This is a genomic window from Hoeflea prorocentri (assembly GCF_027944115.1).
Taxonomy (GTDB): Bacteria; Pseudomonadota; Alphaproteobacteria; order Rhizobiales; family Rhizobiaceae; genus Hoeflea_A; species Hoeflea_A prorocentri.
Genome location: NZ_JAPJZI010000001.1, coordinates 4,564,284 through 4,582,609 on the forward strand (window position 1 = coordinate 4,564,284; position 18,326 = coordinate 4,582,609).

Sequence of the window (18,326 nt, forward strand, 5' to 3'; positions counted from 1 at the left end):
GGCGAAAGCAGCGAAAGTCTGATCCATGACCCGGGTGTCTCCTCTTGTGTGACCGTCTCGAAGATAGGAACTGCAGCAACGGCCGGCAAGACCTGATGTGATTGGCGCTCAGTATTTAACGCGCCCAACCCGGCAGCGCTTGCCCGCCCAATCGCCCGAAAAGAAACATATGGCCCTTTGCCATTGGCCGCGACTCATTCATACTGATCCGCAGGCCATGGCCCTTGCCTCCCCCCTCCAGCCGGGAAAGCACGCAACATGCGGGGCCGTCCAACCCATCGAACCGACTGTTCGAGCACCACGCATGAGGAGGGATTGCGGTTTCCGCTCGCATCAGGAGGTTTTCCATGAAACTGTCTGCACCGATCCACCATCTTAAACGCCGGGCGAAAGCCATGGCGCGCAAGGAGCGTATCGCCTTGCACGAAGCGCTTGACCGTGTCGCGAGAATAGAGGGCTTTTCTCGCTGGAGCCTGCTTGCAGCACAGATATCCAAGGGTACGTCGGCAAGCGAACTGCTCGCGAAGCTCCGGCCGGGCGATATGCTGCTTTTGGGTGCGCGGCCCGGCCATGGCAAAACACTGATGGGCATGGAGCTGATCGCCGAAGCGATGAAATCCGGCCGTCAGGGCGTTTTTCTCAGCCTTGAATGTGTCGAATCCGATGTCCTGGACTATCTCAACGCCATAGGCGGCGATGCTGCGCGTTTCAACGAGCGGTTCACCTTCGACAATTCCGATGCCATCAGCTCCGACTATATTGTCGAGCAGCTTTCTGCGTCGCCCCGGGGCACCGTTGCCGTCATCGACTATCTGCAACTGCTCGATCAGCGGCGCGAGAATCCGGTGCTGGCCGAGCAGGTCCGGGCACTGAAGTCGTTTGCCGAAGACAAGGGCCTGATCTTTGTGTTCATCTCGCAGATCGACCGGTCCTATCTTCTGTCGGCGCGGCCCTGCCCCGATATGCGGGATGTGCGCCTGCCGAATCCGGTGGACCTCAAGCTCTTCGACCTGGCCTGTTTTCTGCAGGATGGACGGGCGCACATTGCATCGAACGGGGTGTGATCCGAGGGCTCATTGGCCGGAATGCGGAGCTGTCTGACCCATCGAACCGGCTGCTCCGGCACATGTGTGTGCAATGGCTGCGAAACGGGACGCGGGTGTTGACGACCTGCGGCCCGTAGATTGGGATGTTCCTTAGTCGTGCGGCGGATTACGGGTGTCCTGGATGTCCTGTATGCGTTGCGGCCATGTGGACCGGATATAGGACAGCACATCCCAGATATCGTCGTCTGACATCGCATCGCCGAAACCGGGCATGCCGCTTTCGAAATCCTTGATGCCGCGCGCCGTCAGCAATTCCGCGCCGCCAAGCCGCGTGTATTCGAACAGGAGCCAGTTGTCGTGATGCCATGTGTGCCCGGATTCATCGTGTGGCGGCGCCGGCAAAATGCCGTTTTCATCCGGCCTTTGCCAGTCCGGTTGTCCTTCGAGGTTGGCGCCGTGGCAGGACGCGCAATGCTCGGTATAAAGCGTGCGCCCGTTGAGCAGGTCCCGGTTATCCAGTTCGTGACCGGCGATTGCGTGCGTGGCGGTGCCGCAGGCGAGGATTGTCAGAATCCACCTCATATGACGTCCACCCACGTCTTCATGCCGGCCGCCTGGTGACCAAGCATATGACAGTGCAGCAACCATTTTCCGGGATTGTCGAACACACAGGCAATTTCGCGGGTCCCGCCCGCTTCGACCAGCGTTGTGTCCCTGAAATCACCCGGAGTATCGCCTGCCCCGATTTCAAAGAAATGATGTCCATGCAGATGGATACCGTGCGGGAAACGGGTATCGTTTATCAGCTTGATACGGGCTGTTTGCCCGCGGGCGAACCGGTGAAAGGGCCTGTCCGTTACCCCGGATTGCCCGTTAAAAGCCCAGATCGCGTCCCGTCGGCCCATCATTCCGCGCATCATACGCCGGCTCATGGCGCCTCCTTCCATGGAAAGTGTCAGCGAGACAGCTTTGTCCATGTCGGGCTGTGCGACGGCATTGGGCACAAGGGCGGGCACTTGCGAGGGGACCCGGACGGCATTTTCTCCATCCATCGGGATTTCGCCGAGCAGGTAAGAGCCTTCCCGGGTCTGAAAGATGAATGCCAAGTGATCGGATGAGGTGACGTCCGCAATGATATCGGCGCGTTGGGCCGGGGCGAGCACCAGATCGGACATCGGCCGGGGATTGGGCAGGGGCATGCCGTCCAGGGCAACGACCATGCCGTCTGCGCCTTCAATTATGACCGGGAATATCCGGTCGGTCGCGACATTGATCAGACGCAGCCTTACCCGGTCACCGCGCTGTACCTGCTTGACCGGTTCGACGAGCGCGCGCGCGTAATTGCCAAGGCGTCCGTCATGCGCCTGATCGTGCATGTTGTCGAAATCGTCCGCGAGCGTGCCGGCTTCTGTCATGCGCCAATCATCGATCATCACGACCAGATCGTGATCGACATCCGGCGGCGCGGATTCTTCGACGATCAGCGGGCCGTAAAGCCCCTTGGCGACCTGCTCCAACGAGCGGTTGTGGGAGTGATACCAGAACGTGCCCGCATCGGGCGCGTGGAAACGATAAGCAAATTCCGCCCCCGGTTTCACGACCTCCTGGGTGAGGCCCGGCACGCCGTCCATTGCATTGTCGGTCCTCAGCCCATGCCAGTGAATTGCGGAATCCTCGTCAAGCCGGTTCATGAACCGGATGTCGAACATGCCGCCCTGTTGCATTTTAAGGACTGGTCCGGGCGTGCCGCCGTTGAAGCCCAGCATCGCAGTTGCAGGATGCCCCTCCGGCAATATTTGCGCCCTGACAGGCTGTGCCATCAACTGCGTTTGAGTTGAAGCAAATGCAATATGTGGAGTAAGCGCTGCGGCGCCGGCGACAATCAAGAAATCTCGTCTGTTCATGATAACCTCAATTCGAAGGGGTCAAAGCACGCTTGCCGTTTCCGAGCGAAGAACAACGTGTGCTGACATGGCTGAGACCGCGCTCGCGTCAATCGATAGATGTGTCCGGTAGATGGACTGGTCCTAACCCTGTGAAGTCGGATTGGGCCGCGGTGTCCCACGGCCGGCAGAGCCACAAATCGCATAAGCGACCCGCGGAACGTGTCTGCTTCAAGGGTTCGGCGGTCTGTCCGGATTGTCCGGGCCGGTCTGTGCGGGGAGGTGTTCGGTCCGCCACTCGACGATGCGTTGAACATCGCCAAACGAGGTGCGCGGATGCTGGTGAACAACCGCCAGGGCATGACAAAGATAGGGACTGCACCCGGCAAAACCCTTGTCTGCGTTCCCGTCTGAAACGGGATCAATCTGTTCATTCAATACATGAACGAGATGAGGTGATTCGACCGATGCCGAGATGGTGTTGTTGCAGTGACTGCCAACAAAGTTTGCCGAAGATGCATGCCCGGAGCCGGTCAGGCCGGTTACGAGAACCGGGAGCGTCATAAGCAAAGCCGCGATTATGTGCAAATAGAACCTCACCACCAATACCTAATGCACATCGCAGCGCAAGACAACGCTATGAGGGTCGTGCTTTCCGGAACCCAATTACACACCGTTCCGCTGAGATTTCCATTCCGGCACTACGTCATCAGCGCCCAGCCGAGGCATGTTGCGCAGTTTTTTCCCAATTTCGCTTGAGGTTCCACCAACTGGAAGCGCTAGCGTCATGTTTGGAGGAAGAATTATGATGCACAACTACTGGAATGGCGGTTTTTTGGACATGGGTTTTGGCATGCTGTCGGTGATCGCAATCATTCTTCTGATCGGGATAATGATTGGATATGTTCTTGGACGAGTACGCTGAAGAGTGGCATCGACCGACCGGAAACAGGAGCAGTTGCTGCAATCGGGAGATCGATGTTGGATCGTAAAAAGCCGATCTCAGCGGGCATCATCGTTGTCCTCATGCTGGGCATGATTGCGTGGAATGTCCTTGGCGGACCGGATCACAATTCTGACGCCAAAGCCGGTGTTCCGATGGTCCAGGTCGCGGTGCCGGCCATTGAGGGGCAGGCCAGGCTGGGCGAGAGTGTTTTCAACGAGCATTGCGCGGTCTGCCACGGCAACAATGCCGCTGGCCAGGAAGGCATCGCACCGCCGCTCGTTCACATCATCTACGAGCCAAGCCATCATTCCGACACGTCGTTTTTTCTTGCAGTGCGAAATGGCGTACGCGCGCATCACTGGCGGTTCGGTGACATGCCGGCAGTGCAAGGGGTTTCAGAGGCCGAGATTGAGCAGATAGTGACCTATATCCGTACTCTGCAGCGGGCGAATGGAATCAATTGAGGGATTTGGATGGGTAGAATTACAGGACTTTGGGCCGCATCGGCGTTTGTCATTTCAGCTTTCGGCGGACTGGCGCTGGCTCATTCCGGCGCGACCGGCGTTGTCAAGGAACGCATGGAAGCGATGAAATATATCGCGGCGCAGATGAAGCAGATCGGTGTGATGGTAAAGGGCGAACAAGCCTATTCCGCCGATGTTGCGGCCGCAGCCGCCGCGGTTATAGCTGAACACGCAGAAACTATGCCCTCGCTGTTTCCGGAGGGCTCCAACAGCATGCCGAGTGAAGCGCTCGCCACGATCTGGTCGGACTGGGGCCGTTTTGCACGATCGGCCGAGGAGCTTTCAATCACCGCCACAACACTGTCGGAGGTTGCCGGCAGCGCGACAAGCGCTGATGAGATCAGGGTTCAATTCGCGGCCGTCGGCAAGACATGTTCCGCCTGTCATGAAGGGTTTCGCAAGGCCAATTAACCGTCACGCCCAAGGGCCTTCAGCGGGGTCAAAGGGCCGGTACCGGAGCCCCGGGGCTGCTTTCAATTGCCGGAATGCAGGGCATCAATGACACGGCTCATGTAACCGAGAAATGCGGCGCGTTCGTGTACATCAAGGCCGGACAGAGCCTTGGCGTTGACCTGTCCGGCCGCGGCGTAGGCATCCTCGCGGATTTTCTTTGCCTTCGGTGTCAGCCAGATTTGCTGCGCGCGGGCGTCGGAGGGGTGTCTGGTGCGCCGGATGAGACCGTCGCGCTCCATGCGCGTCAGCGTGTTGGCTATGGTGGCCTGTTCGATATCGAGGCCGGAGACGAGCTCCTTTTGCGTTACGCCGTCCCGCTCCCACAAGGAAAGCAATGCTGGGAATTGGCCGGGTACGATGCCGAGGGGTGCGATGCGCTCGTGAAGATGCTGGGCGAAAAGCCGCGCCATCCGGTTGGCAAGATATCCAGCCGATTCGTCCTTTTTGAAAGTCATATGTCATATTCCACTTGAATAGCATGCTATGCAATATTATATAGCATACTATGTAAATAAACGCCTGAATATTGAGGGTCGCGGATATGAGGCTTAAAAGCACGTCTACCCAATACGGTGTTGTCGCTGTTTCCATTCACTGGATCAGTGCTGCCCTGATCCTAGCGTTGATCGCATCGGGTTTTGTCGCGGAGGCGACGCAGCCAAATCCGACCGTGCTGCGGATACATATCGGTCTTGGCGGCGCGATTTTGATGCTGACGGTCTTGCGGCTTGCATGGTGGCTGTTTGCCGATAGTAAGCCGGCAAATATTCCGGGGTCCGGTTGGCAGGTGCGGCTCTCGGGTCTGGTGCATATCCTCTTTTATGTCGTGATTTTCGGCATGGCCGCGAGCGGCATCGGCATGCTCGTCCTGTCAAACGCCCTGCCGGTGCTGATCGACGGCACATCGGCAACGCTTCCGGATTTCGACACGCTTGCCCCACGTCGTGCGCACGGTTTCGGAGCCCGGCTGATGATCGCGCTTCTGATCCTGCACACGGGCGCAGCGCTTTATCACCATGTCTTCAAACGGGACGGAACCCTGCAACGCATGTGGTTCGCAAGGAGCTAGGCCATGAAAACCAGAATCCACGCCATCGCCGGATTTGTCGCATTCATCATGATCGCACTCTTCTGGACATCCACCGTCCTTGTCGAAATCCTCGGCACTTATGAAGCGGTGGCCACGGTCAAATCGCTGATCCTTCTGGGTATGATCGTGCTCATCCCGGCCATGGCGATTGTCGGCGCAACGGGCATGTCGCTCGGCGCAGGCCGCCGCGACCGACTGACAAAGGCCAAGAAAACGCGCATGCCGCTGATTGCCGGTAACGGCATTCTCATTCTGGTGCCGGCGGCGTTCTTCCTGGCCGCTAGGGCCAATGCGGGTGTGTTCGATACCTGGTTCTATGCGGTTCAGGCGCTGGAACTTGTTGCCGGTACGGCGAATATCACAATGATGGGACTGAATATCCGTGACGGTCTGATGATGACCCGGCGTATACGCCGGGCCGCCTGACCGTCAGCTCAGCGTCGAGTAGCTCTCGGGCCACGGGTCGCACCAGGCGTCGAGCTCCATCATCTTGTCGGACCAGCGGCGGATTTCGGCGAAATCGTCCAGCGGAAGCTCGGCCTGGTCCGCCAATGGCATAAAGGTCGCGACACCAAAATCGGCAATTGTCAGCCCGTCCCCGGCAATTTGGTCCCGGTCCTTCAGGTGATTGTCGAGAACGGCGGCGAACTGCAGAAAATAGCCGGTCGCTTCCTCGATCTCGGCCATGTCCGGTTCGCCAATGCCAAAGAAAAACTCTATGCCGAGACGCTGATCTCTTACGCCAGCTGCCGCCAGGCGGACAGCGACAGGTGCGAGGCAATGGGGCCGGAAGCGGCTATTGATCTTATCAACCGGTATATCTCGCGGGAGCATCTGGACGATATCGATGCCAATTGTCCGCTGATGGCCCTGCCAACCGATATTGCCCATGCCGGACCCGCCGCGCGGGATGCCTATCGGCAAGTGCTTGAGACGATGGTCGGATTCTTCGAGGCCAATCTTCAGCGGCAATCGCATATGATGTCGCGCCAGCGGGCGCTGGCTTTGTCCGCGATCTGCGTCGGGGCCATGGTGCTGGCCCGCACGATCGACGACGAAGCTCTGAAGGATGAGATTTGCGAGGCGGCACGCGCCTTTGCCAACAGCGCCATTGCTGAGGAACGATAGGAGTGCAGGGCTTTCAGTGATTGGTCACGGGCAACGTTCCATTATATCAATTCTGCAAAAAATCACCGATTGCCGCCACGGCGCGGTGCCATGCTGTTTCCTGTGGGAGAACCAGGTGATTGGCGCTGTCCAGCGGCACGACGGTGGCGTCCGGTATCTTTGCCGCCATTTGCCGGGCTTCCGATATTGGGGCCACCTCTTCCCGTTCCGAATGCAATATTAATGTGGGCGCCTTTACCAAAGCGAGCCTGTCGGAGACGTCGATGTCGTCAATGGTGTCACGCAGACGTATTGCATTTTCAGGTGTTGTCGCGATCCTCTGCAGCTCCGTCCACCAACGGATCTGTTCCTCATTGGCCTCGGGAAGGTAGAGGGCGGAAAACATTTGACGGAAGGTGGAAGAGTCCTTCCCCCATCCGTATCGCATGAGAGTCCTGAAGGCCTGTGCTTTCTCTTCATCCTGTTTGTTTCCGCGACGTTTTCGTCCGCGCGCATAGCCGCCCCACAGCAAGAGGTGGGAGACGCGCTGTGGGTATCGCGCGGCATAGTCGATGGCCAATGCGGCGCCTTGGGAGATGCCGAGAAGCGCGAACTTTTCCAGCCCGGATGCGTCAATCGCAGTCTCAAGATCGCTTGCCAGCGCTTCAAAGGAGAAGTCATCGGGGTGTTTGTCTGACAGGCCGGCACCTCTTGAATCGTAGCGGAGCAGAGTGTGTTCTTGCGTCAGCTTTTGGAAGAGATCACTGAATACGGGACTCTCCCAGTCGAATTCCAGATGATTGAGCCAGCTCATCGTCTTGACCAGTGCTGGCCCCTTGCCGGTAATGGAATAGGCAAGCTGGACCCCGTCCGGAGCGACGCAGTAGCGTATCAGCCGATCCTGTGATCGTCCGTTTCGCTCGAGAGGGGTCGCAGTCTGGTTTTCGCTGACTTCGACCTCAGCCACGAACCGATAGCCGTTTCTTGCAATTGTTCGAATAGAGTGTTGCCGTGTGCCACTATCGCCCATCGCCCGTCGCGCTGAACTAATGCGACTGCTGAGGGTAGCATCCGAAATGATACGGCCGCCCCAGACTGCGTTGATCAGGTCATCTTTCGTTACCAGGCGGTCGCGGTTCTCGATGAGGTGCAGAAGAAGGCGGAACACCTGGGGTTCGACCGGCTGCTGTTCTCCGCCGAGCCGCAACTCCATGCGGTCCAGATCGAGTTCGATATTCCCAATTCTATAAATCACCAGCTTGTGCCTTCAGTCCTCAGGAATATCTCAAGACAAAATCCCCGAAACCTGCAAGCAAAGCAATCCCCTTGCTCCTAGGCTTCACGCGATGCGGGGATGTTCAGTCCGCGCAGATCAAGGGAGTCAGCGATGTTCGAGATTGTCGAATTTCGGTCCGGTCAGGCGCTGCTGCGCGGGCGGATGTATTGCCATAGTCGAAATCACACACCCTGCGTTGTCATGACCCACGGGACATCCGCCACGATCAGTATGGTGGCGGATGCCTATGCAGAAGCGATCCATTTCGCGGGGTTTGATGTTCTTCTCTTTGACCACGCCAACTTCGGGATCAGTGGAGGAGAACCAAGGCAGGAGATCAATCCCTGGATACAGGCACGCGGGTATCGCGATGCTGTCCGGCATTTGCGATTGCAACCCGGTTGCGGCGACATTGCCCTTTGGGGTGACAGCTATTCAGCCATGGTCGCACTGGTGGCCGGGTCGATGATTCCGGATGTGAGGGCAATTGTGGCCCAGATCCCGGCATGCGGGATCGAGCTTCCGGGTATCGAGCCCAACAAGGCGCGGTTTCTCGAAATGCAGGCAATCTTTGAAAGCGGTGATGTGGGCGGAGGACCGGAGCATGTGCAAGGCCCGTTGCCGGTTGTGTCTGCCGACCAGATCAATGCGCCTTCAATCCTGGCGCCCATTCAGGCGTTCCGGTGGTTCTTGCACTTTGGAGGGCGCTACGGAACAGGCTGGGAGAACAGGGTGACACGCGTCACACCGCCGACAGCCGTGCCGTTCAGCCCGTATCTCGCCGCTCCGTTCGTGACCGCCCGTGTCTTGATGATGGTTGGCAGGAACGATGAGATGGTGCATTGCAACCCGCAGGTTCAGCGAGCGGTCTACGAGAAAATCGAGGCCCAAAAGGAATTCTGTGAAGTGGACGGCGGGCATTTCGGTCTACTCTGGCATCCGGGTCAAATATTTGACAAAGCGGTTGCGCGGCAGATCGACTTCCTGAAAAGCAGTTTGGACGACGGTTAGCGGTTGTCATAGGGTGGGCAAGAACTTATCTCGCTGGAAAGCCCGCTCAAAAAAGAGTTTTGCCGATGCCTCTCCCCGAACTTCTCGATCATTTGAAGAAAACCGCCGCGCTCAGCCAGGTTGCCGGTCTCATCTCCTGGGACCAGGAGGCCATGATGCCGAAGGCGGGCGCCGCGCAGCGCGCTGAGCAGGCCGGCGCACTGGCCTCGGTCATTCATGCTCGCAATGCCGACCCGCGCATCGGCGAATGGGTTCACGGTATTGATCAAAGCCAACTCTCGGATTTCGACCGGCGCAATGTCAACGAAGCAAAGCGCAGCTATGACCGGGCGACAAAAATCCCGCCACGGCTGGCGGAGGAAAGCGCAAGGGCAAGCTCCGAAGGCCAAAGAATATGGGCGCAGGCCCGGGCAGAAAAGAAGTTTGCCGGCTTTGTACCGGCGCTGAAGCGTAATATCGCGCTGAAGCGTGAGGCGGCGGCATGCCTCGCTGAGGACGGCGCGGACCTCTACGATTGCCTGCTCGATGAATATGAGCCGGGTGCGAAGTCAGCGGATCTCTTCCCGCTGCTTGAAAGCTTGCGCCCACCCCTGGTCGCGTTGCGCGAAAAGATAGCCGGCAAAGCAAAGCCGACGCCCCTCACCGGACACTTTCCCGCGGACCAGCAGCTTGCGCTGGCCAAGAGGATCGCTGCACGCATCGGGTATGATTTCGACGCCGGGCGGATCGACACCGTGGTCCACCCGTTCTGTTCGGGCAATGGCGGCGACGTGCGCATCACCACGCGGACGGACGAGGCCGATCCGCTCAACTGCCTTTATTCGACCATTCACGAGGTCGGGCATGCGCTTTATGCCCAGGGCGCGCCGGACCCTTATCTTCCGGCTGCAGATTATTGCTCCATGGGTGTGCATGAGAGCCAGTCGCGCTTCTGGGAAAACCAGATCGCCCGGTCGCGGCTCTTTGCCGACTGGCTCTTCCCGGCGATGAAGGAAGCCTTCAGCGATATGAACCTCGATGGGCCGGATGCGCTTTTTGCCGCCGTCAACCGTGTAGAAACAGGCTTTATTCGCACCGAGGCTGACGAGGTGCACTATAACCTTCATATCCTTTTGCGCTTTGAACTGGAGCGCGAGCTGATTGCGGGCGGGTTGGAGGCGCAAGACCTTGAAGAGGCCTGGAACCAGCGCTTCGAGCGCGATTTCGGCATTGCGGTTCCCGATGCCAGCCTTGGTGTTCTGCAGGATGTGCACTGGTCGCTCGGCCTGTTCGGCTATTTCCCCACCTACAGTCTCGGCAATATCTACGCCGCGTGCCTCGACCGGGCGATGTTGAAGGACCTGCCGGGGCGCGACGACATGGTGCGCATGGCCGAGACGCAGCCGATCCTCGACTGGATGCGCGAGAAGATCCATATCCGCGGCCGGGTTCTTTCCGCGCCGGCGCTGATCGAGGAGGCGACCGGTGAAAAACCGACGGCCGCACCGCTTGTCTCCTATCTGGAGGCCAAATTCGGCGCTCTTTATGACATCTGAGCTTTTGTATTTCACCGTAGCCAATTGTGAGATCGTCGGCATACCCGCGCCATAAGAGACAACTAAACGGCATTGTGCAGCAATCCGAAGCCGGGCGACGATGGAGGAATGATCATGAAGAAGGCTGTTGTCGCCCTTTTGGCGTGTTTTGCCCTTTGGAGCACGCTTCTCGGTGCCGCCCATGCACAGGCTCAATACAAGCCGGAACTTGTCGGGCTCTGGAAGGGAAATCTGGAACACGGAGCGCGCGTTCTCCCGTCCGATCCGACCCCGACCTACTACAATGCCATTGATCCGCCGCCTGAAATTACCATGACGATCATAGGACAGGACGATCGGTCATTTCACGGACTCATGGGCAATCAGGAGGAGCGGAACTATGTTGTCGGCGTGGTGCGTGCCGACGGCAAATCGCTGTTGATGTCGGACGATGGCGGATACAAGAGCGCGACCATGCTGACGCCGACCCGAATGGAATACTGTGTTCAGGTTGCTTCGGGCGATCACATGGTCGCGGCCTGCGGCATTCTGGAAAAGCAGGTCAATAACGAGTAGGCGGCTTGGGCAGTGCGTCTTTTAGCCAGCGCTTGAAGGCAGCGACGCCCGCATTCGCCGACGGGTGTTCGGCTTCGACAATCCAGTAGGCGAAATCCGTCGGATAGCGGTCGGGGAAGGGCGTGACAAGCTGTCCGGCTTCCAATGCGTCCGTCACCGCCGGTTCCCACGCCAGGAATATGCCAAGCCCGGCGATCGCGGCATCAATACAAAGCGATGCGTTTGTGAAAACCGGTCCGTCACCAAGAACACCCGTCGACAGGCCGTTCGGGCCGAGCCACGCGTCCCATTCAAACATGCCGTCCGGGTCGGTGATGATCGGATAGTCGGCGAGATCAGCCGGGTGGGTGAGGTTTTTTGCGAGACCGGGGCTGCAGACCGGGAAAACACACTGGTCGATCAGTTTTTCCAGCCGTACGCCGCTCCATTCGCCTCGCCCCACCCGGATGCACAGATCGACATCCGAGCGGTTGGGATCAATCAGCGTCACCGATGCGTCGAGGCGTACCCGGATATGACTGTTCTGCCGGTGAAAGCCGCTCAATCGCTTGACGAGCCATTTTTCCGCCAGGACCGGCGGAATGGATACGGTCAGGGTGTCATTGCGATCCGTATCCGCCAGATCGACGGCGGCAGAAAGCTCCGTCATGGCAACGGTCAGGCGGCGGACAATCTCTTCTCCAAGCGGTGTCTTGCGCAGGCCGCCCGGGCGCCGTTCGAACAAAGTGCGCCCGAGCTGCCGCTCGGTCTTTTGCAGTTGCTGACTGACGGCGCCAATGGTCACACCAAGCTCCGAAGCGGCTTCCTTCAGGCTGCCCAGACGACCGACGGCTTCGACGGCCCTGAGACCGGAAAGATGAACCTTGTTGAGGTTTTTCATTTAGTTTTTCTAAAGTGATATTGAGCAGAAATCGATAAGTTATGTTGATTTTAGCTGATATCGTTCAGAAATGCTAAAACAACTGAACATCTGGAGCCTTTGGCCGATACGCGCGGCGACGGGCGGTACAAACAGCCGAAGCGATTGCGATCACCAGGATTGGCGGAGCGATCCGCTGTCTCATCCGGAGGTCGCGCGCATGACGCAAAGGGAGCTTGCGGATCTTCCCTTTCAATCCCATTGGCTGCGTCCGGGGCGTGAAGATCAATAGCCGCTTCTATTTGACATGATCGCGCATTAGCATGTGATTTGACCCGTTGTGTCACAGGAGACCCGCATGCTTTCCCGATCCGTGCCAACCGTTGCGCTTTTTCTCGCCGTGCTTTTGTTTCCCGCGCTCGCCATGGCTCAGGGCCTGAAAAAGGTCGCCATCGGCGTCGACTGGTTCATCAATCCCAATCACGGCCCGCTGGTGGTCGCCCTGGAGCGCGGCTATTTCAAGGAGGCCGGATTGGACGTGAGCATCGTGACGCCGGAGAAGACCACCGACAACGTTACCATGGTCCTCGATGGGCGGGTCGCCATCGGGATGTCCGACCAGCCGCGCACACAGATTGAAATTGCCAATGGCAGCACGCTCTCAGTCGTCGGAACGCTCATTCCCGTGCCGCTGAATGCGGTGCTGACCATTGAAGGCGGGCCGATCAAGACCGTCGAGGATATACGCGGCAAGCGCGTCGGCTTTGCTGACAGCGAAAAAACGGAACGCGATCTTCTCATGATTGCGCTGGCTGCGCAGGGTATAAACGGTCAGGACATCACCCTCGTCGATGTCGAGTTTGACATGGTTTCGGCGCTGCTGGACGGCAAGGTCGATGCGCTGACGGATGTCTATCGGAATTTCGAACCGATCCGGCTGCAGCTTGCCGGTGCGACGCCGAAAGTGTTCGACGTGGAGGCAGGCACGATGCCGATCTACAGCGAGCTGGTCTATATCGCCAACAATACGTTGATTGAACCGGATGTCGTGGACAAGTTCCTGGTTGCCGTCGAGCGTGGCGTCAAGGCCATCGTCGACGACCCCGATGCCGGATGGGAAACCTTCATCAAATATGATCCAAAACTCGACACCGAACTGAACAGGCTGTCGTGGGAGGCAACGGTGCCTTTGTATTCGACCCGGCCGGCAACAGTCGATGAAGCGGCCTTTGCACGGTTCGCGACCTTCCTGGTCGCCAACCAGCTTGTCGCCAGAATGCCGGCGCTCAACACCTATATTTATGGCTTGCAGCCCTGAAGGCTTTCAGCGACGCACCGCCTGCGCAACGACGATGGCGACGATAACGAGCGATGCTCCCGCCACCTGATGCAGGGAAAAGTCTTCCGACAGCAGGAAGACCGCAAGGGCTATGGTCAGAACGGGTTCCAGGTTCATGATCATCGCGGCGCGCGAGGGGCCGATCAGCCGGACACTGGCGAACATGCCGAAAAACGCCCCGGCGAATGTCAGGGCGGTCGCTGCGATGATGAGCAGTGAAACCGTATCGACCGGTGGCGGTGTCCAGCGGCCGGTGACTGCGGTCGCACCCAGGACCAGAATAAGCCCCGTCCCTGCCATATAGAAGGTTGAGACAGTCGACTGGACGTTGCTCAGTTTGCGCCCGCTCCACAGGAACGACACGCTGATCCCGCATGCCGCGACGATGGCGAAAAGGAGCCCGGGCGTGTTCAGCGCTTCGAGCCCGACACCCAGACACAGGACCAGACCAGCGAGCGCGGCAATGAAACAGATGATTTCAACCCATGACGGTGGGCGGCGGTCAATCAGGCTTTCACCCAGCCTCGTGATGAGTGGGAACATGTAGAAGATCAGTATGGCGAGGCTGACCGGCATGAAGAAAAACGAAGCGATCAGTCCGCCGGAGCCGATCATGTAGGCGGTTCCCGCGCCAAGGCAATGCAGCAACTGACGCCGCCCCAGCCGGAAGGGCACGCCCTGAACCCGGAGCCAAAAGGCGCACAGCGACAGAAAGCAGACGAGACGCAGGACCAGCAGCGTTTCGATGCTCGTGCCGAGCGCGTAGACCATCGGCGTCAGGATGTTTGAAAAGCTGATGCTGACCGTAGCCGCGAGAACAAGCGACAGGCCGAGCGCAGGGGCGCTGCTATCGGTTTCCAGCGCTTTGCTCATTGACCTTCGCCCCGGTTCATGGCGACAGTCATAAGGTGTTCGCATCCGGCTGTAAATTGTTGGTTGATGCATGCGATCACGGGTTTTTGTGCGTCATATGGCGCATGGCAAATGCCGGCCGCATTGTCTATATATCGCCCGAAGGTTAAACAGTTGCCATCATGATCACGAGTACTGTCAATTTCGTCTCCGGGCTGGCCAACCCAACCCGTTACCTGACCGTAGCAGGCAAGATGCTTCCCTGGATGACGGGTATTACCGGCGTTCTCTTCGCCGTCGGGCTTTATATGAGCTTCCAGGCTCCCGAAGACTATCAGCAGGGTATGACGGTGCGCATCATGTTCATTCATGTACCGGCAGCTTGGCTGGCGATGATGTGTTACACGGTGATGGCAATCTCGGCGGTCGGTACACTGGTCTGGAAGCATCCGCTGGCGGACGTATCGGCCAAGGCGGCCGCTCCGATCGGCGCCGCATTCACCTTTCTGGCCCTCATCACCGGTTCCTTGTGGGGCAAGCCCATGTGGGGCACATGGTGGGTCTGGGATGCGCGGCTGACCTCGGTTTTTGTGCTGTTCCTGATGTATCTCGGCCTTATGGCGCTCAATCGTGCGATGGACGATCCCGGACGGGCCGCCCGGCTGTCGGCAATCATCATTCTTGTCGGCTATATCAATATTCCGATCATCAAATTCTCCGTGGACTGGTGGAACACGCTGCATCAGCCAGCAAGCGTGATCCGGCTCGACGGGCCGACAATCCATTCGTCCATGCTTTATCCCCTGCTGGTCATGGCGTTGGCCTTCTCCATGCTGTTCTTCACGCTGCACCTGATGGCGATGCGTAACGAGATCTGGCGCCGTCGCGTTTCATCGCTCCGCCGCCAAGCGGCGCGATCGATGGTTTGACGGTGACCGGGAGCCGATTGCGATGAGCCATCTTGCCTTTGTCATGCTGTCCTATGGGATCACTGCGCTCACCGTGGCGGCGTTGATCGTTTGGGTGCTGCTTGACCAGCGCGGGCGCCAGGCGGAGCTGGCGGAACTGGAAGCGCGGGGTGTGCGGCGGCGATCGGCAGCACCGGCGGGGGCGAGCGATGACCAGCAGTAGCGAACAGACAGACACCGGATCACAAAAGGGCCGTCGCCGATTTGCCGCGTTCCTTCCGCTGATTGCCTTTATGGCGCTGGTGGCGATCTTTTTTGGTCAGCTCATCTCGGGCGAGGATGTCTCCGAGGTTCCATCCGTTCTCATCGGCACCGAGGCACCGGCGCTTGACCTGCCGGCCCTTGAGGGATTGAAGCGCTCAGGTCAGACCGTGCCGGCGCTGACCGATGCTGCCGTCGACGGCAAGCTGACCCTGGTCAATGTGTGGGCGAGCTGGTGTGTGCCATGCCGCACCGAGCATCCGCTGTTGATGGCGCTTGCACAGGATGAGCGCATCAACATTGTCGGCATCAACTACAAGGACAAGTCGGAAAATGCGCTGCGTTTTCTGGGCGAGCTTGGCAACCCCTATACGGCTGTCGGTGTCGACCCGAACGGTGTCGCCGCCATCGACTGGGGTGTCTACGGCATTCCCGAATCCTTCCTGGTCGATGCAAACGGCACCATCGTTTACAAACAGATCGGCCCGTTCTCGCCCGATACCGTACGCGGCGAGCTGCTGCCGGCGGTGGAAAAGGCCTTGGCGGGGTTATAGTTTTTTTGCTGGCGCGCCGTACCGATCATCTATGATGATCTGGCGCCGCACAGGCGGCGACGGCCGGTCGGCCTTGTGAAGCTCCGCAAGTTTCGGACCGTTTTCTCTTTCGGGGTTTCATGGAAAAGGAACCCTGTGCGTAAGCACCGCAAGCGCGACAGCGCATCGGGCCTTATGGCCCGCCTCGTCCGGAGTTTGGCGGCGAAACCGCGCTCAACCGCGAGGACATGCGAAACGAGCCCATCAGCGAAAACTGACAGTCACCAAGCGCTGTGCGCTCAGGAGCTTTCTTCTTCCTCACCCTCTTCCGGGAGCGTATGACGCATGACCATGGGCATCTGGCTCATGGTGAAGATGATGGTGATCGGCATAATGCCCCAGACCTTGAAGGCGACCCAGAAATCGGTCGAAAAGCTGCGCCAGACGATCTCGTTGACCAGGGCGAGAAATACGAAGAACAGGCCCCAGCGCAGGGTCAGTTTGCGCCAGCCTTCCGCATCAAGCCGGAAAGCGCTTTCGAAGACATAACCGAGCAGTGATTTGCCGAAGAGCAGGCCGCCCAGCAGCGTTGCAGCGAACAGGCCGTTGACGATGGTCGGCTTCATCTTGATGAAGGTGTCGTTCTGCAGCCAGAGGGTCAGCGCGCCGAAGACAAAGACGATGACGCCGGAGACCAGCGGCATGATGGGCAGGGTGCGCGTCAGAAGCCAGGAAACCGACAACGAGATGGCGGTGGCGATCATGAAGAGGCCGGTGGCGATGAAGATCGGTCCGCCAAAAGCTGCGAGCGCCGGGATGCGTTCGGCCAGCCATTCGCCGCGTGCATTGGCGAAAAAGAAGACCAGCAGGGGGCCGAGTTCGAGCGCCATTTTGAGCAGGGGATTGATCTCCTGCCTTTCCGGATCGGACGGGTCCCGTTCGAAAATGGGCTGGCTCATGATTGCCGGTCTCCTGTGTTTTCCGGTGCGCGGCCCGCGATAGCGGCTGCAAATTCGCCGGCTTCGAAGGGTTCAAGATCGTCAACATCCTCGCCGACGCCGATGAAATAGACCGGCAGTTTGTGCCTGGCGGAAATCGCCACCAGAATGCCGCCGCGGGCGGTCCCGTCGAGCTTGGTCATCACCAGCCCGTTGACACCGGCAATGTTGCGAAAGATTTCCACCTGGTTCAGCGCATTCTGACCGGTGGTCGCATCGAGCGTCTGGAGCACAGTGTGTGGCGCTTCGGGGTCATGCTTGCCGAGGACGCGGACGATCTTTTCCAGTTCGTCCATCAGTTCGGCCTTGTTCTGCAGCCGGCCAGCCGTGTCGATGATGAGCACGTCGCTTCCCGCTTCCCGCGCCTTCTCGAACGCATCGAAGGCGAGGCCGGCGGCATCGGCGCCGAGCTTGGAGGAAACGACCGGCGAGTTGGTGCGTTCACCCCAGATCTTCAATTGTTCGATGGCGGCAGCACGAAAGGTGTCTCCGGCAGCCAGCATGACCTTGAGGCCGCCCTCATGGAGCTTGGCAGCCAGCTTGCCGATGGTGGTCGTCTTGCCGGTTCCGTTGACGCCGACCACGAGGATCACATGCGGCTTGTGGCTGAGGTCGAGCTCAAGGGGCAGGGCCACGGGCTTGAGGACAGCCTCGATCTCGCTTGCCATGATTTCCTGGACTTCCTCGGTCGAAATGTCCTTGCCATAGCGGCCCGAGGCGAGCGAATCGGTGATGCGCAATGCCGTTTCGACGCCGAGGTCCGACTGGATCAGCACGTCTTCGAGATCCTGCAACGTGTCTTCATCGAGCTTTCGGCGGGTGAAGATACCGGTAATCTGATCGCTGAGTTGCGCCGAGGTGCGCGACAGACCATCGCGCAGGCGGCGGAACCATGACGGGCGCGGCTGATCCTGCGTCTCCGCAGGTGCCGGCGTGATGGCCGGTTCTTCAAGCGGTCTGACATCCCCGGATACCGACACCTTGGCCACGGGCTGCGATTCACGTGGAACAGAAGCTGTGGATTGAGTGTCTTCATGCTTGATCCCGCCGTCTGTTGATTCAGCCTTCTCAGGCTCAGGCTCAGGCTCAGGCTCAGGCTCAGGCTCAGGCTCAGGCTCAGGCTCAGGCTCAGGCTCAGGCTCAGGCTCAG

General features: G+C 59.0%; 23 protein-coding genes. 13 read left to right on the plus strand and 10 right to left on the minus strand.

From position 1 onward, the window contains the following. Window positions 1–347: 347 nt before the first annotated feature. Complete coding sequence (locus tag OQ273_RS21470; RefSeq protein WP_267992966.1) at window positions 348–1,064, plus strand: DNA helicase; 717 nt, start codon at window positions 348–350, stop codon at window positions 1,062–1,064. A gap of 132 nt (window positions 1,065–1,196) precedes the next feature. Here the strand turns inward: OQ273_RS21470 and OQ273_RS21475 are convergent, their stop codons facing one another. The 3 genes from OQ273_RS21475 to OQ273_RS21485 form a co-directional block, all read right to left on the minus strand. Next, window positions 1,197–1,628, minus strand: coding sequence for a c-type cytochrome (locus tag OQ273_RS21475; protein ID WP_267992967.1), 432 nt, complete (start codon window positions 1,626–1,628; stop codon window positions 1,197–1,199). Then, on the minus strand, window positions 1,625–2,950 hold the full coding sequence (locus OQ273_RS21480; RefSeq protein WP_267992968.1) for a multicopper oxidase family protein: 1,326 nt from the start codon (window positions 2,948–2,950) through the stop codon (window positions 1,625–1,627). Before OQ273_RS21480 ends, OQ273_RS21475 begins: the two co-directional genes overlap by 4 nt. Window positions 2,951–3,160: 210 nt before the next feature. Next, entirely contained in the window at window positions 3,161–3,493 is a 333-nt protein-coding gene (locus OQ273_RS21485) for an HMG-box domain-containing protein (protein WP_267992969.1), read from the minus strand. A gap of 414 nt (window positions 3,494–3,907) precedes the next feature. Here OQ273_RS21485 and OQ273_RS21490 point away from each other — a divergent pair, with 414 nt between their 5' ends. After that, complete coding sequence (locus OQ273_RS21490; protein ID WP_267992970.1) at window positions 3,908–4,339, plus strand: c-type cytochrome; 432 nt, start codon at window positions 3,908–3,910, stop codon at window positions 4,337–4,339. Window positions 4,340–4,348: 9 nt separating this feature from the next. Continuing rightward, on the plus strand, window positions 4,349–4,810 hold the full coding sequence (locus OQ273_RS21495) for a c-type cytochrome (protein ID WP_267992971.1): 462 nt from the start codon (window positions 4,349–4,351) through the stop codon (window positions 4,808–4,810). A gap of 62 nt (window positions 4,811–4,872) precedes the next feature. Here OQ273_RS21495 and OQ273_RS21500 read toward each other — a convergent pair whose 3' ends face one another. Next, the gene (locus tag OQ273_RS21500; protein WP_267992972.1) at window positions 4,873–5,307 is read right to left on the minus strand and encodes a MarR family winged helix-turn-helix transcriptional regulator; all 435 of its coding nucleotides are present in this window, start codon (window positions 5,305–5,307) and stop codon (window positions 4,873–4,875) included. An 86-nt stretch (window positions 5,308–5,393) separates the two neighbouring features. Here OQ273_RS21500 and OQ273_RS21505 point away from each other — a divergent pair, with 86 nt between their 5' ends. Further along, window positions 5,394–5,921 carry a cytochrome b gene (locus OQ273_RS21505; protein ID WP_267992973.1) on the plus strand — a complete coding sequence of 176 codons (528 nt, stop codon included), beginning with the start codon at window positions 5,394–5,396 and terminating at the stop codon, window positions 5,919–5,921. A 3-nt stretch (window positions 5,922–5,924) separates the two neighbouring features. Further along, on the plus strand, window positions 5,925–6,368 hold the full coding sequence (locus OQ273_RS21510) for a hypothetical protein (protein WP_267992974.1): 444 nt from the start codon (window positions 5,925–5,927) through the stop codon (window positions 6,366–6,368). Between the two features lie 3 nt (window positions 6,369–6,371). Here the strand turns inward: OQ273_RS21510 and OQ273_RS23700 are convergent, their stop codons facing one another. Next, window positions 6,372–6,629 (minus strand): glutathione S-transferase family protein, encoded by a 258-nt coding sequence (locus OQ273_RS23700; protein WP_333781701.1) that lies wholly within the window; start codon window positions 6,627–6,629, stop codon window positions 6,372–6,374. Between the two features lie 93 nt (window positions 6,630–6,722). On the opposite strand from OQ273_RS23700, the gene OQ273_RS21520 reads away from it, so the two are divergent. Beyond that, a complete protein-coding gene (locus OQ273_RS21520; RefSeq protein ID WP_267993177.1) occupies window positions 6,723–7,070 on the plus strand; it encodes a hypothetical protein in 348 nt (115 codons plus the stop codon). A gap of 46 nt (window positions 7,071–7,116) precedes the next feature. Here the strand turns inward: OQ273_RS21520 and OQ273_RS21525 are convergent, their stop codons facing one another. Then, window positions 7,117–8,304 (minus strand): alpha/beta hydrolase, encoded by a 1,188-nt coding sequence (locus tag OQ273_RS21525; protein ID WP_267992975.1) that lies wholly within the window; start codon window positions 8,302–8,304, stop codon window positions 7,117–7,119. A gap of 132 nt (window positions 8,305–8,436) precedes the next feature. Between OQ273_RS21525 and OQ273_RS21530 the strand changes: the two genes are divergently transcribed. The 3 genes from OQ273_RS21530 to OQ273_RS21540 all read left to right on the plus strand — a co-directional run bounded on the left by OQ273_RS21530 (window position 8,437) and on the right by OQ273_RS21540 (window position 11,426). After that, window positions 8,437–9,336, plus strand: coding sequence for an alpha/beta hydrolase (locus OQ273_RS21530; RefSeq protein WP_267992976.1), 900 nt, complete (start codon window positions 8,437–8,439; stop codon window positions 9,334–9,336). Window positions 9,337–9,401: 65 nt separating this feature from the next. Then, on the plus strand, window positions 9,402–10,871 hold the full coding sequence (locus OQ273_RS21535) for a carboxypeptidase M32 (protein WP_267992977.1): 1,470 nt from the start codon (window positions 9,402–9,404) through the stop codon (window positions 10,869–10,871). 114 nt (window positions 10,872–10,985) lie between these two features. After that, window positions 10,986–11,426: a hypothetical protein gene (locus OQ273_RS21540; RefSeq protein ID WP_267992978.1), complete on the plus strand. Its 441-nt coding sequence runs from the start codon at window positions 10,986–10,988 to the stop codon at window positions 11,424–11,426. Here OQ273_RS21540 and OQ273_RS21545 read toward each other — a convergent pair. Continuing rightward, entirely contained in the window at window positions 11,413–12,306 is an 894-nt protein-coding gene (locus tag OQ273_RS21545) for a LysR substrate-binding domain-containing protein (protein ID WP_267992979.1), read from the minus strand. The two genes, OQ273_RS21540 and OQ273_RS21545, sit on opposite strands and share 14 nt — an antisense overlap. 337 nt (window positions 12,307–12,643) lie before the next feature. On the opposite strand from OQ273_RS21545, the gene OQ273_RS21550 reads away from it, so the two are divergent. Next, complete coding sequence (locus OQ273_RS21550; RefSeq protein WP_267992980.1) at window positions 12,644–13,603, plus strand: ABC transporter substrate-binding protein; 960 nt, start codon at window positions 12,644–12,646, stop codon at window positions 13,601–13,603. Between the two features lie 6 nt (window positions 13,604–13,609). On the opposite strand, the gene OQ273_RS21555 is transcribed toward OQ273_RS21550, so the two are convergent. After that, window positions 13,610–14,497 carry a DMT family transporter gene (locus OQ273_RS21555; RefSeq protein ID WP_267992981.1) on the minus strand — a complete coding sequence of 296 codons (888 nt, stop codon included), beginning with the start codon at window positions 14,495–14,497 and terminating at the stop codon, window positions 13,610–13,612. Window positions 14,498–14,658: 161 nt separating this feature from the next. On the opposite strand from OQ273_RS21555, the gene OQ273_RS21560 reads away from it, so the two are divergent. Genes OQ273_RS21560 through OQ273_RS21570 form a run of 3 tightly spaced genes read left to right on the plus strand, consistent with a single transcriptional unit; the run spans window position 14,659 to window position 16,199 of the window. Continuing rightward, a complete protein-coding gene (locus tag OQ273_RS21560; protein ID WP_267992982.1) occupies window positions 14,659–15,405 on the plus strand; it encodes a heme ABC transporter permease in 747 nt (248 codons plus the stop codon). Between the two features lie 22 nt (window positions 15,406–15,427). Continuing rightward, window positions 15,428–15,607: a heme exporter protein CcmD gene (ccmD, locus tag OQ273_RS21565; protein WP_267992983.1), complete on the plus strand. Its 180-nt coding sequence runs from the start codon at window positions 15,428–15,430 to the stop codon at window positions 15,605–15,607. Continuing rightward, window positions 15,594–16,199 carry a DsbE family thiol:disulfide interchange protein gene (locus OQ273_RS21570; protein WP_267992984.1) on the plus strand — a complete coding sequence of 202 codons (606 nt, stop codon included), beginning with the start codon at window positions 15,594–15,596 and terminating at the stop codon, window positions 16,197–16,199. Before ccmD ends, OQ273_RS21570 begins: the two co-directional genes overlap by 14 nt. A 278-nt stretch (window positions 16,200–16,477) precedes the next feature. On the opposite strand, the gene OQ273_RS21575 is transcribed toward OQ273_RS21570, so the two are convergent. After that, the gene (locus OQ273_RS21575; protein WP_267992985.1) at window positions 16,478–17,137 is read right to left on the minus strand and encodes a septation protein A; all 660 of its coding nucleotides are present in this window, start codon (window positions 17,135–17,137) and stop codon (window positions 16,478–16,480) included. Further along, window positions 17,134–18,326: signal recognition particle-docking protein FtsY (ftsY, locus tag OQ273_RS21580; protein WP_267992986.1), on the minus strand; the 1,193-nt coding region annotated here is incomplete at its 5' end. The genes ftsY and OQ273_RS21575, both read right to left, overlap by 4 nt.